Consider the following 13885-nt stretch of genomic DNA (forward strand, 5'->3'; position numbering starts at 1 on the left):
TCCCGGACGACCCGATCGTCATCCGATCGTGTCCTGTGCGGGTCAGTCCCGCCAGACCACCCGCGGTGCCAGCAGACGGTGGCCGGTGGACGCGGGCAGGACCGTCCGCCCGGCACCCATGAGCAGCTCGACCGCGGCCGACGCGACCTCGACCAGGGGCTGTTCGACGCTCGAGATGCCGACCGCCTCGGCCACCGGGGTGTCGTCGTAGCCGACCACCGGCACCGCCGCGCCGAGGGCGAACCGCGCCCCGAGGGCGAGCGTGTCGGATGCGCAGACGAGGGCGTCGAACCCCTCGCCGTGCCGGAGGGCGTCCGCCACCGTCGCGGTGGCCGCCGTCACGTCGTCCCCGCAGGTGAGCCCGGCGTCCTCGGGCAGACCGGCGGCGCGCATCGCGTCCTGCCAGCCCCGTCGGCGCTCGTCGCCCTGGCCGGAGGGGCTCGGCCACCCCAGGAACCCGATCCGCCGGTGCCCCCGGGCGAGCAGGTGCGCGGTGGCGTCGTGCACGCCCGCTCGCCCGTCGACGTCCACCCAGGGGTGCGGTGCGGCGTCCATGTCCGGCAGCCCCCACGGTCGCCCGAAGGTCACGAAGGGGATGTCCCGTGTGCCGAGCCAGGCCGCACGCGGATCGCCGTGGAAGGTCGAGGAGAGGACGAACCCGTCGACGTCCGACCCCTCGACGAGGCGTTCGATGTGGGCGAGTTCGTCGTCGACGTCGGTGGCCGTGAAGAGCAGGATGCGCATGCCGCGCTCGTCGGCGCTGTCGACCAGGGCGTGCAGGAAGCGGTCGAGCACCGCGCCGGAGATGCCGTGCACCGGTTCCAGCCGGACGCCGAGGGTCGAGCTCTGGCGGGTGCGGAGGCGCCGGGCGGACGCGTGCGGGCGGTACCCGAGGTCGTCGATGGCGGCCTGCACCCGCGAGAGCGTCGTGGGTCGGACGACCTCGGGCCGGTTCAGCACGTTCGACACCGTCTGCCGCGAGACGCCGGCGGCGAGGGCGACGTCGGCGACGGTGGCGGGGTGCGACATGGGGTTCACCGTAGCGCCTCCGCGGTGTATGGTCGACTCGTTTGATCGATCAAATTTGAACGATCGAAGTACGAACTCGACGAGGAGTCCCCCCTGATGCAACGACGCACAGCACGCATGCTGACCGCGGGAGCGATGGCGCTCACCGCAGCCCTGACCCTCTCCGCCTGCGGATCCGGTTTCTCCAGCTCGGGGACGAGCGGCTCCGGGGGCTCCGGCGGCTCCGCCGCGAAGCTCACCTCGAGCGACGACCCGCTCACCGTCCTGATCGGGTCGTCCGGCGACGCCGAGACCGCCGCCGTGAAGAGCGCCGCCGCAGCGTGGTCGAAGTCCTCCGGCACCGGTGCGACCGTGCAGCCCGCGAACAACCTCGACCAGCAGCTCGCCCAGGGCTTCGCGGCCGGCAAGCCCGCCGACGTCTTCTACGTGAGCACGTCATCCCTCGCCGGGTACGCGGCGAACGGCTCGCTGCTGGCGTACGGCGACCGGCTGCAGGGCACGAGCGACTTCTACCCGACGCTCACGAAGTCGTTCACCGTCGACGGCACGCTCTACTGCGCACCGAAGGACTTCTCCACGCTCGCGCTGTTCATCAACACGAAGGACTGGAAGGCCGCCGGGCTCACCGACAGCGACGTCCCCACCACGTGGGACCAGCTGAAGACCGTCTCCGAGAAGCTCACCCGTGACGGTCGGGTCGGCCTGACCACGAGCCCCCAGGTCGAACGCCTCGGTGCGTTCATGGCCCAGGCCGGCGGCGCCCTGACGAACGGCGCCCAGACGAAGGCGACGGTCGACTCGAGCGCGAACGTCGAGGCACTCGACTACGTCAAGGGGCTGCTCCAGGACGGCTCGATGCAGTTCTCGAGCGACCTCGGCGAGAGCTGGGGCGGTGACGCCTTCGGCAAGGACAAGGCGGCGATGACGATCGAGGGCAACTGGCTCACCGGCGCGATGTCGTCGAGCTACCCGAGCGTCGACTACCGGGTCGTCGCCCTGCCGAAGGGGCCGAAGGGCGCCGGCACCCTGCAGTTCACGAACTGCTGGGGCATCGCCAAGGACTCGCCGAACCAGAAGGCGGCGCTGTCCTTCGTCGAGGAGATGACCAGCACGGACCAGCAGCTGGCGTTCGCGAAGGCCTTCGGCGTGATGCCCTCGGTCGAGTCGGCCGCGAGCACCTGGAAGCAGGAGTACCCCCGGGACGCGGCGTTCCTCGACCAGGCCGACGCTGCCCAGGGCCTGCCGAACGCATCCGGGACCGCCGACGTCCTCGCCGACTTCGACTCGAAGCTCGGCAGCCTCAGGACGACCGACACGAAGACCCTGCTCGAGGGCGTCCAGAAGAACATGGCCGCCGCGCTGAAGGGCTGACGGACGTGTCCCGGAAGAACCGCGCCGAGGCCGTCTCGGGCTGGCTGTTCACCGCGCCGACGATCATCGTCCTCGGCCTGTTCCTGCTCGTCCCCGTCCTGATGGCCGCGTGGGTGAGCGTCTCCGACTGGCGTGGGGTCGGCAGTCCGTTCTCGTCCGACGTCTCCTTCGTCGGCGGGCAGAACTACGCGAAGATCCTCGGCGGCGGAGGCCTCGACGAGCAGAACTTCGGCACCGCGCTGCGGAACAACCTCTGGTACGTCGTGTTCGTCGTGCCGCTGCAGACCGCCGTCGCGCTCGGGCTCGCCCTGCTCGTCAGCGGACGGGCGCTGCGCGGGCGCGGGTTCTTCCGGACCGCGTTCTACTTCCCCTCGGTGACGAGCTCCGTCGCCATCACCGTCCTCTGGCTGTTCCTGTTCTCGTCCACCGGCGCCGTGAACAAGGTCATCAGCTGGATCGGGATCACCGGGCCGAACTGGTTCAACGAGCCGACCGGGCTGTTCCACCTCGGTGCGGGCACCCCGCCGGAGTTCCTCGCCGACCACACACTGCTCGGCGTCTCGTGGTGGGAGTGGCTCGCGGGCCCGTCGGTCGCGATGACGGCGTTCATCCTGCTCGCGGTGTTCACGACGAGCGGCACGTTCATGCTGCTCTTCGTGGCGGCGCTGCAGAACCTGTCGCCGGACGTCGACGAGGCGGCGATGATCGACGGCGCCGGGTCGTGGACGCGGTTCTGGCGGGTCACCCTGCCGCAGCTGCGCCCGACGCTCTTCACGGTGCTGACCCTCGGCCTGATCGGCACCTGGCAGGTGTTCGACCAGATCTACACGGGCACCAAGGGTGCCCCGGCGAACACCACGCTGACCCCGGCCTACCTGTCGTACACGTCGGCGTTCCAGAGCCAGCAGTGGGGCGTCGGCGCCGCCATCGCCTTCATCCTGTTCGGCATCATCGTCGTCTTCACGCTGCTGCAGCGCTGGGCGCTGCGCGACCGGCCGGTGTCCCGCCGACGGATGCGGTGGATCGAGCAGAGGAGCACCCGATGACCAGTGCACCCACTTCGGCGACCGCTGGCGGCGGCACCGACCCGACCCGCGCCTGGCGGACGGCAGGTCCAGGAGGCGCGGTGCCGCCCCGCCCCGCCGCCACCGGCACCGAGGCACCCGGCCCGGGCCGGCGGCCCAGGCGGACCACGCCGCGCGGCGTGGCCCTGCTGGTCGTCGGCGCGCTCATCGCCGTCGTCTACCTGCTGCCCTTCTACGTCGCGATCGTGAACGCGTTCAAGACGGACCAGGACGCCTCCCTGCACCCGCTCGCGCTCCCCGTGACGTGGACCGGGGCCGCCTTCCAGACCCTCTTCGAGAACTCGGACTTCGGGATCTGGGCGATGAACTCGATCATCGTCGCGGTGTTCGTCACGCTCGGACGGATCTTCTTCGACTCGCTCGCCGGCTACGCCCTCGCGCGACTCCGGTTCCCCGGGCGGCAGACGGTCTTCGCCCTGCTCATCGCCGTGATGGCGGTGCCGGGCGTGGTCCTGCTCATCCCGAAGTTCCTCGTGATCAACCAGCTCGGCATGTACGACTCGTACTCGGGCATGATCGTGCCGCTGCTGGTGGACGCCGCCGGGGTGTTCATCATGAAGAACTTCTTCGAGTCGATCCCGGCGAGCGTCGAGGAGCAGGCGAAGATCGACGGCGCCGGCACGTTCCGGACGTTCTGGTCGATCGTGCTCCCCATGGCGCGTCCGGCCGTCGTGACGATCACGATCCTGTCGTTCCAGGGCTCGTGGAACGAGCTCGCGCACTTCATCGTGTCGACCTCGTCTCCCGACCTGACCACGCTCACGAAGGGCGTCGCGTCGCTCGCCTCGGGCGCGCTGAGCGCCGGGAACCAGTTCCCCGTGAAGCTCGCGGCGGCGTTCGTCATGACCATCCCGGTGGCCGTCGCGTTCTTCGTCTTCCAGCGGCGGATCATGAACACCAGCGACGGGGCGGTCAAGGAGTGACGCTCCGCCCGCCCTCCGACACGCCCCACCCCCACCCCCACCGCACCGGTCCACCGGCCGCCGTGGAGCCCACCGAGACCGAGACCGAGACCGGGCCCGAGCCCGTCGACCAGGAGACCCCGTGACCTCCACCATCACCTCCACCAGTCCCACGACCGCGGTCACGCCGACCGTGCCGCTGCAGCCGCTGCTGCACGACGAGGTGGTCGTCGTCGCCGCGCCGACCCAGGCGTGGTCGGGTCGGGACGGATCGATCGGCGCCAACCCGGTGCACGGCTACTGGACCGGCGACCAACGGTTCGTCGCCAGGGTCGACGTGCGGGTCGCCGGCACCGACGTCGAGCCGGTCGCGGTCGTGCCGTCCGGCGCCCGTGCGGTCGTGTTCAGCGGACTCCTGCGCGGGCTCGACGGCGCCGGTGCGGACCCGGACGTCCGGCTCGACCGTCGCCGGACCGTCCGCATCGACGGGGTGTCCGAGCGGTTGCGGGTCACCGATCGCCTGCGCGGGACCGCCGCCGGCGTCGACCCGCTCGAGGTCACGGTGCGGATCCGACCGGACGCGGCGGGGATGGACGCGGTGAAGGCCGGCCTCGGTCGGGTGCCCGTGACCGCCACCGCCACCGCCGACGGCGCCCACGCCACGTGGACCGCCGGGTCGGTCGAGGTCCGGCTCGAGGCACCCGGTGCCGCGGTCACGGTGGACGGCGACGACGTCGTGCTGCGGTGGCGCGTCGGCCGGGCGCACGAGGTCGAGCTCGGCTGGGACTGCGCGGTCCGGACCCCCGACGCCGTGGTGTCCGGGGTGCGGACCCCGCGTCCGTTCGACGCACCGGCCGACGTGCGGGACGACCGGCTCCGGCGGTGGCTCGAGCGGGCGACGGACGACCTGGACGCGCTCCGGCTCGCGCGGCCGGAGGGCGAGTTCATCGCCGCCGGCGCCCCCTGGTTCTTCACGCTGTTCGGCCGCGACTCGATCTGGGCCGCCCGGTTCCTGCTGCCCGTCGACACGAGCACCGCCGGCGGCACGCTCCGGGTCCTCGCCGCCCTGCAGGGCACCCGCGACGACCCGACGACCGCCGAGCAGCCCGGCAAGATCATGCACGAGCTGCGCCAGGCGTCCCTGCCGGTCGACAACGACGAGATCTCGCTGCCGCCGCTGTACTACGGCACGGTCGACGCGACCGCGCTCTGGGTGTGCCTGCTGCACGACGCGTGGCGTGCCGGGCTCCCCGACGCCGAGGTCGAGGCGCTCCTGCCCGCGCTGGAGCGGGCGCTCGCGTGGATGCGCGACCACGGCGACGCCGACGGCGACGGGTTGCTCGAGTACGTCGACGAGTCCGGCCGCGGCCTCGCGAACCAGGGCTGGAAGGACTCCGGCGACAGCGTGCAGTGGCGCGACGGCACACTCGCCACGGGACCGATCGCACTGTGCGAGGTGCAGGGCTACGCCCACGAGGCCGCGGTGCACGGTGCCGACCTGCTCGACGCCTTCGGACGGGACGGCGGGGACGGCTGGCGTGCGTGGGCGGCGCGGCTCGCCGAACGCTTCCGCGCCGCGTTCTGGGTGGCCGACGAGGTGAGCCGGTACCCGGCGATCGCCCTCGACGCCGACAAGCGGCCGGTCGACTCCGCGACGAGCAACATCGGACACCTGCTCGGCACGGGACTGCTCACCCCGGACGAGGAGGCCGTCGTCGCCGACCGGGTCGTGCGCCCGGACATGGCGAGCGGCTTCGGTCTGCGGACCCTGTCCACGACGGCCGCCGGGTACTGGCCGCTGAGCTACCACGGCGGCACCGTCTGGGCGCACGACACCGCCGTGGTGATCGCCGGCCTCACCCGCTCCGGACACCACGACGCGGCCCGGACGCTGGCGGAGCAGCTCCTCGCGGCGGCGGTCGCGTTCGACTTCCGGATGCCCGAGCTGCACGCGGGGGACGACGTGTCCGAGGTCGCCCGTCCGGCACCGTACCCAGCCGCCTGTCGTCCGCAGGCGTGGAGCGCCGCGGCGGCCTTCCCGGTCTGGGTGGCGATGGGAGGATGACGGGGTGACCACCGCCACCGTCCCGCTCTTCCTCGACTGCGACACCGGTGTCGACGACGCCCTCGCCCTCGCCTACCTGCTCGACGTCCCGCACGTCGACCTGGTCGGCATCGGCACGGTGTCCGGCAACACCGACGCCGCGACGGCTGCGGCGAACACCGCGGCTCTCCTCGCCCTGTGCGGCCGGACGGTGCCCGTCGCGATCGGCGCCAACGACCCGATCGGCGGCTCGTACGGCGGCGGCGCACCGCACGTGCACGGGGCGAACGGCATCGGCGGCGTCGAGCTGGCGCCGGGGGTCGCCGCCGCGGACGACCCCGCGGCCGAGCTCCTCGTCCGGCTCGCCCGCGAACACGCCACGGGTGACCGGAAGCTCGACGTCCTGGCCATCGGGCCGCTGACGAACCTCGCCGTGGCGCTCGAGGCCGAGCCGCGACTGCCGGAGCTCGTCGGCACGCTCACGATCATGGGTGGCGCGGTGTGGGACGCGGGCAACGTGTCGCCGACGGCCGAGGCGAACGTGCACAACGACGCCGAGGCCGCCCGTCGGGTCCTCCGCGCCGGCTTCGACCTCGTGCTCGTGCCGCTCGACGTCACCCGGCAGCACCGCTTCGACGACGCCGACGCCGACCGGTTCACGGCGGCCGGCGATCCACTGCGGGTCGCACTCGGCACGATGCTGCGGAGCTACGTCGACTTCTACGAGTCGGTCGACCACGTCCGCCGGGCACCGCTCCACGACCCGCTGGCGGCGGCGATCGCGGCGGGCGAGGTCGAGCCCGTCGTCCGGACCACGCCCCTCGACGTGGTGGTCGGCGGGGCCGAGCACGGCCGGACCGTGCTCGCGACCGACGGGCCGACGGTGCGGGTCGTGGTGACGGCGGACGACCGCGCGGCGGAGGTCGTCCGCGACCGCATCCTGCACGTGGCGACCGTGTCCGACGACCGGGTCGGCCTGGACGGCGCCGGTCGGTAGCCCGGGCTGGGTCGGCGGTACGGTCGGGGGATGGACCCGACCGACGAGCTCGCCGCGCAGCTCCGGCACGCGATCGGACGGGTCGTGCGCGCGATCCGCCGCGAGTCCGACGCCCTGCCGACGACGCACTCCACGACGCTCGGGTTCCTGCACCGCGAGGGGCCGATGACCATCGCGGACCTCGCCAGACGGCGCGGCGTGAAGCACCAGGGGCAGTCCCGGACGGTCGCCGAGCTCGCCGATCTCGGCCTCGTCGAGCGCACGGCCTCGGACACCGACCGCCGGGTGTCGGTGATCGGCATCACGGCTGCGGGCCGAACCGTGCTGCAGGACGAGATGGACGCACGTGCGGACTGGCTCGCGGCCGCCCTGCGCGAGGAACTCGACGACGAGGAGCGCGCGGTGCTGCAGCGGCTGCCGGAGCTGTTCGAGCGCATCGCACGACGGGCGGACTGAACGCTTCCTCACCGTGCGCCGGACGGAGTCCTACAACACAGTTGTAGACTTTCGGCATGCAGCTGACGAAGTACAACCACGCCACGGTCGTCCTCGAGCAGGACGGCACCACCCTCGTCATCGACCCGGGCGCGTTCACGCCGGAGGCGGCCGACCTCGTCCGTGCCGCGACCGCGGTCCTCGTCACGCACGAGCACCCCGACCACTTCGACATCGACGCCGTCCGTGCGGGGCTCGACGCCGACGACACCCTCGTGGTGCGCGGACCGGCGGCGATCGTCGAGCAGCTCGGCGCGCACGACGGCCGCGTGGTCGCGGTCAGCGCCGGCGACGCGTTCGAGGTCGGGCCGTTCTCGGCGCAGGTCTTCGGCGAGGAGCACGCCGTCATCCACCGCGACGTCCCCACGATCGCGAACGTCGGCTACCTCGTGAACGGCACGGTCTTCCACCCCGGTGATGCGTACCTCGTGCCCGGTGTCCCGGTCGAGACCCTCCTCCTGCCGACCAGCGGGCCGTGGACGATCACCGCCGAGGCCGTCGACTACGTCCGCGAGGTCGCGCCCGAGCGCGCCGTGCAGATCCACGAGGCGATGCTGAGCGAGCTCGGCCAGCAGTCCGCCGCGCGGTTCCTCGGCCCGGACGGGCTCGGACCGGTGCCGATCCGCATCCTGCCCGCGGGCGAGTCGATCACCGTCTGACGGACGCGACGGCCGTGTAGGGGGCGATCCGCGCCTCCTGGACGGCCGTGCGCTCCGTGCCCACGTCGCGCCGACGGCGGCATCCGTGACAGGATCGACGGTCGTGATCACGATCGAACGCGTTCCGTGGGAGGACCCCCGTGGCGTGGCGCTCCGCGCCCGCATGGACGAGGAGATGCACGAGCGGTACGGCTCGTCGAACGGCGACGAGGCCCCGGCGGTCACCGCCGAACGAGACCGGGCGCTCGCGGTGGACCCGGCCACCATCATCACCTCGATCCTCGCGCTCGACGACGACGGCGAGCCCCTCGGGCACATCGCCGTCCGCCGCCTCGGGGACGAGGTCGAGCTGAAGCGTCTCATCGTCCTCGCCGCCGCCCGTGGCAAGGGGGCCGCGACGGCCCTGCTCGCCGAGGGGGAGCGCGTCGGGCGTGAGTCGGGTGCCGCGCGGCTGATCCTGCAGACCGGCGACAAGCAGCCCGAGGCCGTCGCGCTCTACGAGAAGACCGGGTGGTCGCCGATCCCCGTGTACGAGCCCTACGCCGCGACGATGCCGTGGTCGTTCTGCTTCGAGAAGGCGCTGTAGCGGTACCCCGATCGCACATTGCACTCTCAGTGCGATAGTGCAATTCTTGTTCGGTGAGCACCACCGAACGCACCCGCGCGCTGCGCCGACGCATGATCGTCGAGGCACGTCGGGCGACCGTCGAGCACGGGCTGCACGGCTTCACGATCGAGCAGCTCTGCGAGACGGTCGGGGTGTCCCGGCGGACGTTCTTCAACCACTTCGCGTCGAAGGACGACGCCGTGCTCGGCATCGAGATCAACGCGGACGTCGAGGCCATCGACGCGTACGCCGCGGGCGGCGTCGTCCGGGCCGACCTCCCACCGCTCGACTCGATCGTCGCGCTGGCGATCGACCAGTTCCACCGGGCGGGGATCGACCGCGCCGACGAGGTCCTCGTCCGCGGGGTCTTCGAGCGGGAGCCGGCGCTCGTCGCCCGGTTCCTCTCGGCGACCGACGTGCAGCTCGGCCGGATCACGGCCGCCGTCCGTGTGCGCTTCGGGTGGGACGACCCGGCGGACCGTCGTGCCCGCCTCGTCACCGAGGCCGCGGCCGGGCTGCTCAAGGTGACGGCGGAGACGTTCTTCGACGACGCGTTCGACGAGACCACCGGCCCGCCCTTCGACGAGCTGCTCACCGAGAACCTCCGCCTGATGCGGGCGGCCACCACGACCGGACAGGACACCACCGAATGAGCGCCACCGCGCCGGGCACCACCAAGCGTGCCCGCCCAGGCACCGACGGGCCGCTGCTCCTCACGCAGCGCCGGATCTGGATAATCTTCTCCGCGCTCATCGCGGGGATGCTGCTCTCCAGCCTCGACCAGACCATCGTCTCGACGGCGATGCCCACCATCGTCGGCGAACTCGGCGGCGTCGCACACCAGGCGTGGCTGACGACCGGGTACCTGCTCGCCTCGACCATCGTCATGCCGGTCTACGGCAAGTTCGGTGACGTCCTCGGTCGCCGCAACCTGTTCCTCATCGCGATCGCCCTGTTCACCATCGCGTCGGCCGGGTGTGCCTTCGCCGGCGACTTCACCCAGCTCGTGGTGTTCCGCGCCGTGCAGGGACTCGGCGGTGGCGGTCTGATGATCCTGTCGCAGGCGATCATCGCGGACATCGTGCCGGCCTCGCAGCGCGGCAAGTACCTCGGCCCGCTCGGCGCGATCTTCGGCCTGTCCGCGATCGGCGGCCCGCTCCTCGGCGGCTTCTTCGTCGACCACCTCACCTGGAACTGGGCGTTCTACATCAACATCCCGGTCGGCATCGCGGCGTTCTTCGTCGCGTGGTTCGCGCTGACCCTGCCGAGCAAGAAGGCCACCAAGCGGATCGACGTCCTCGGTGTGCTGTTCATGTCCGCCGCGACCACCTGCCTGGTGTTCTTCTCGGAGTTCGGCGGCAGCAAGGACCACGGCTGGGACGCCCCCGAGACCTGGGCCTGGTTCGCCGGGCTCGTCGTGGCCGCGGCGCTCCTCGTCCTCGTCGAGTCGCGTGCCGCGGACCCGGTCCTCCCGCTGTCGTTCTTCCGGAACCGCACGTTCCTCCTCGCGACCGGCATCGGCCTCGTGCTGGGCATCGGCATGTTCGCCGCGATCGGCTTCGTCCCGACGTTCCTGCAGATGGCGTCCGGCACCTCGGCGGCGGTCTCGGGGCTCCTCATGCTGCCGATGATGGTCGGCCTGATCGGCACGTCGATCGCGTCCGGCACCCTGATCACGAAGACCGGCCGCTACCGGATGTTCCCGATCGTCGGGACGGTCCTGGTCGCCCTCGCGATGCTCGCCATGACCCAGCTCGCGGCGGACACCCCGATCTGGCTCATCTGCGCCTACCTGTTCGTCTTCGGTGCAGGGCTCGGCCTCATCATGCAGGTGGTCGTCCTCGTGGCGCAGAACGCGGTGCCGGCCGAGCAGGTCGGGACAGCGACCTCGACGAACAACTACTTCCGCGAGGTCGGCGCCTCCCTCGGCACCGCCGTGTTCGGTGCGCTCTTCACCGCGCGGCTCACGACGTCGCTCACGGACGTGTTCCGGGGCGCCGGCGGCTCGGCGACCGACGCGGCGTCGTCGGCGGGCAGCATCGACCCGGCGACGGTGGCGAAGCTCCCCGAGGCGGTGCAGGACGGGATCGTGAACGCGTACGCCGACTCGCTGGCGCCGGTGTTCTGGTACCTGCTGCCGTTCATCGCGGTGGCGTTCCTGCTCGCACTGTTCCTGCCGCAGATCACGCTGTCCGACACGGCCGGCATGGTCGCCCGTGGCGAGGCCGTCGGCGGCGCCGAGGCCGACGAGCTCGAGCGCGCGCAGCGTGCGGGGCACACGGTCGGCGCCACCGAGCCCGAGCCCCAGCCTGCGGACGCCGGTCCGGACCGTTCGGGGCGCTGACCGCCAGCACACGGGGACGGGAGGCGCGGTGCCAGCTCGCACCGCGCCTCCCGTCCGGTCTGTGGTGACGGCCTCACGCGCGCACCGACACCTCACGCCCCGAACGGCGCGTGAGGTGTCGGTCCGCGCGTGAGATCGTTCCGGCGCGGCGCGGCTCGCCGCGCCTGCGGCGGGCGCTACGCGCCCGTGCTCGCGCGCCGGACCAGGTGGGTCGGCAGGACCGCGGCCTCGGGCGCGGTGCCGTCGAGCGTGGCGAGCAGCCGCAGCGCCGCGGCCCGGCCGAGGTCGGCGCCGGGCAGTGCGACGCTCGTCAGTGCCGGCGCGGTGACCGACGACGACGGCAGGTCGTCGAAGCCGGCGACGGCGAGGTCCTCGGGGACGGCGATGCCGAGCCGCCCGGCGACCCGGAGCACCCCGTACGCCAGGGTGTCGGCCGCGGCGACGACCGCCGTGACCGCGTCGTCCTGCCACGCCTCGATGACGTGCTCCGTCGCCGATGCAGCGGCGTCCACCGTCAGGTCGGCGCGGGCCGTGACCTCGGACACCGCGATGCCGGCCGCCGCGCACGCCTGCCCGAACAGCTCCCGGCGGACGCCGAACGTCGCCGCGCGTGAGGTCCCGTCGAGGTAGCCGACCCGCCGGTGCCCGCGCTCACGCAGGTGGGCGACGAGTTCGTCGACGCCGGGGGAGAGGTCGTAGTTGACGGCCTCGTCGCCACCCGGGGCGTCGAGGAGGACGACGGGGACGGTCGCGGTCATCGGCTCGTCGGCCGCGGGTGCGTCCACGAGGATCCCCGCCGGTCGCAGTCGCTCGAACCGTCGGACGTCGGCGGCGACGGGCTGGGCGCCGCGCTCGGTGACGGAGAGCACGAGCTGGAACCGGTCGCCGACCGTGTCGCGCACGCCGCGGATGACCTCGGCGAAGAACGGGTTCGACAGGTCGGGGGCGATCAGGACGACGAGGTCGCCGCTGCCCCGCGCGAGCGAGCTGGCGGCGTGGTCGACGACGTACCCGAGTTCGTCGACGGCGTCGCGGACCCGTGTCGCGATCGGCACCGAGACCCGGCCGCGGTCCTTGCCGTTCACGACGAGCGACACCGTGGCGATGCTCGTCCCCGCGCGCTCGGCCACCATCGCTGCGGTCACACGACGGCCGGAGGTGGCGGGGGCTGGCACGCGTCGATGCTACCGAGCGGAGCGGTCCCGACACGGAGGAGCCCCAGTCGACTTGACGTCAAACGCTTGACGTGTTTGCATGTCAAGCGCTTGACGTGCCGCGGGAGCTGATCCTCCCGCGGATCCCCACCTCGTCGAGCCACCGACCTCGTCCCCGAAGAAGTGGAGCGCCCCGCGTGCCCGAGAAGATCATCCTCGACTGTGACCCCGGCCACGACGACGCCGTCGCGATGCTGCTGGCCCACGGCAACCCCGACATCGAGCTCCTCGCCGTGACCACCGTCGTCGGCAACCAGACGCTCCCGAAGGTCACGCGGAACGCCCTCGCCGTCGCCCGGATCGCCGGGATCACCGGGGTGCCGTTCGCCGCCGGCTCCGAGCGCCCCCTGCTCCGCGAGATCGAGGTCGCCGGAGACATCCACGGCGAGAGCGGGCTCGACGGGCCGATGCTCCCGGAGCCCTCCTTCGCGCTCGACGAGCGGCACGCGGTCGACCTCATCATCGAGACCGTCATGGCCCACGAACCCGGCACCGTGACCCTGGTGCCGACCGGCGGCCTGACGAACATCGCCCTCGCGGCCCGCAGGGAACCCCGCATCGTCGAGCGCGTCAAGCAGGTCGTGCTGATGGGCGGCGGCGTGCACGTCGGCAACTGGAGCCCCGTCGCCGAGTTCAACATCGTCATCGACCCCGAGGCCGCGGACATCGTCTTCAGCGCCGGCTGGGACGTCGTGATGGTCGGCCTGGACCTCACGCACCAGGCGCTCGCCACCCCCGAGGTCGCCGCGCGCATCGCCGCCGTCGGCACCGCCCCGGCCGCGTTCGTCGGCGAGCTGCTCGACTTCTTCGGCCAGACGTACAAGGACGCCCAGGGCTTCGACGCCCCGCCCGTGCACGACCCGTGCGCCGTCGCGTACGTCATCGACCCGACCGTCGTCCGCGCCGTGAAGGTGCCGATCACGATCGAGACGCAGGGCGTGCACACCCTCGGCATGACCGTGGCCGACTTCCGCCAGCCCGCACCGGAGGACTGCCGCACGAGCGCCGCACTCGAGCTCGACCACGGCCGCTTCTGGGACCTCGTCGTCGACGCCCTCGAGCGCATCGGCGAGACCCCCGACACCGGATGGACCCCGCGTCCGGCCACCACCACCGCAGCACCGACGGAGCACTGACA

Annotated in this window: 13 protein-coding genes; 11 read left to right on the forward strand and 2 right to left on the reverse strand. The window is 72.3% G+C overall.

Annotation, left to right across the window (positions count from 1 at the left end; all coding sequences use genetic code 11):
* Nucleotides 1–42: 42 nt before the first annotated feature.
* Nucleotides 43–1029 (reverse strand): LacI family DNA-binding transcriptional regulator, encoded by a 987-nt coding sequence (locus ACIQUC_RS16075; RefSeq protein WP_402268947.1) that lies wholly within the window; start codon nt 1027–1029, stop codon nt 43–45.
* Between the two features lie 96 nt (nt 1030–1125).
* Between ACIQUC_RS16075 and ACIQUC_RS16080 the strand changes: the two genes are divergently transcribed.
* The 10 genes from ACIQUC_RS16080 to ACIQUC_RS16125 all read left to right on the forward strand — a co-directional run bounded on the left by ACIQUC_RS16080 (nt 1126) and on the right by ACIQUC_RS16125 (nt 11533).
* Entirely contained in the window at nt 1126–2400 is a 1275-nt protein-coding gene (locus ACIQUC_RS16080; RefSeq protein WP_402268950.1) for an extracellular solute-binding protein, read from the forward strand.
* 5 nt (nt 2401–2405) lie between these two features.
* Nucleotides 2406–3446, forward strand: coding sequence for a carbohydrate ABC transporter permease (locus tag ACIQUC_RS16085; protein WP_402268953.1), 1041 nt, complete (start codon nt 2406–2408; stop codon nt 3444–3446).
* Nucleotides 3443–4408 (forward strand): carbohydrate ABC transporter permease, encoded by a 966-nt coding sequence (locus ACIQUC_RS16090; protein WP_402268956.1) that lies wholly within the window; start codon nt 3443–3445, stop codon nt 4406–4408. Before ACIQUC_RS16085 ends, ACIQUC_RS16090 begins: the two co-directional genes overlap by 4 nt.
* 121 nt (nt 4409–4529) lie before the next feature.
* Complete coding sequence (locus ACIQUC_RS16095) at nt 4530–6452, forward strand: MGH1-like glycoside hydrolase domain-containing protein (RefSeq protein WP_402268959.1); 1923 nt, start codon at nt 4530–4532, stop codon at nt 6450–6452.
* Between the two features lie 4 nt (nt 6453–6456).
* Nucleotides 6457–7428 carry a nucleoside hydrolase gene (locus ACIQUC_RS16100; protein ID WP_402268962.1) on the forward strand — a complete coding sequence of 324 codons (972 nt, stop codon included), beginning with the start codon at nt 6457–6459 and terminating at the stop codon, nt 7426–7428.
* 30 nt (nt 7429–7458) lie between these two features.
* On the forward strand, nt 7459–7884 hold the full coding sequence (locus ACIQUC_RS16105; protein ID WP_402268965.1) for a MarR family winged helix-turn-helix transcriptional regulator: 426 nt from the start codon (nt 7459–7461) through the stop codon (nt 7882–7884).
* Between the two features lie 56 nt (nt 7885–7940).
* Entirely contained in the window at nt 7941–8582 is a 642-nt protein-coding gene (locus tag ACIQUC_RS16110; protein ID WP_402268968.1) for an MBL fold metallo-hydrolase, read from the forward strand.
* Between the two features lie 103 nt (nt 8583–8685).
* Nucleotides 8686–9168 carry a GNAT family N-acetyltransferase gene (locus ACIQUC_RS16115; RefSeq protein WP_402268971.1) on the forward strand — a complete coding sequence of 161 codons (483 nt, stop codon included), beginning with the start codon at nt 8686–8688 and terminating at the stop codon, nt 9166–9168.
* Nucleotides 9169–9221: 53 nt separating this feature from the next.
* A complete protein-coding gene (locus tag ACIQUC_RS16120; protein WP_402268974.1) occupies nt 9222–9842 on the forward strand; it encodes a TetR/AcrR family transcriptional regulator in 621 nt (206 codons plus the stop codon).
* Complete coding sequence (locus ACIQUC_RS16125) at nt 9839–11533, forward strand: MDR family MFS transporter (protein ID WP_402268976.1); 1695 nt, start codon at nt 9839–9841, stop codon at nt 11531–11533. Before ACIQUC_RS16120 ends, ACIQUC_RS16125 begins: the two co-directional genes overlap by 4 nt.
* Nucleotides 11534–11709: 176 nt before the next feature.
* Here the strand turns inward: ACIQUC_RS16125 and ACIQUC_RS16130 are convergent, their stop codons facing one another.
* Nucleotides 11710–12708, reverse strand: a complete 999-nt coding sequence (locus ACIQUC_RS16130) for a LacI family DNA-binding transcriptional regulator (protein ID WP_402268978.1) — start codon at nt 12706–12708, stop codon at nt 11710–11712.
* A gap of 176 nt (nt 12709–12884) precedes the next feature.
* Here ACIQUC_RS16130 and ACIQUC_RS16135 point away from each other — a divergent pair, with 176 nt between their 5' ends.
* Nucleotides 12885–13883, forward strand: a complete 999-nt coding sequence (locus tag ACIQUC_RS16135; RefSeq protein WP_402268980.1) for a nucleoside hydrolase — start codon at nt 12885–12887, stop codon at nt 13881–13883.
* Nucleotides 13884–13885: the final 2 nt, after the last annotated feature.

Source organism: Curtobacterium sp. NPDC098951, assembly GCF_044759965.1.
Taxonomy (GTDB): Bacteria; Actinomycetota; Actinomycetes; order Actinomycetales; family Microbacteriaceae; genus Curtobacterium.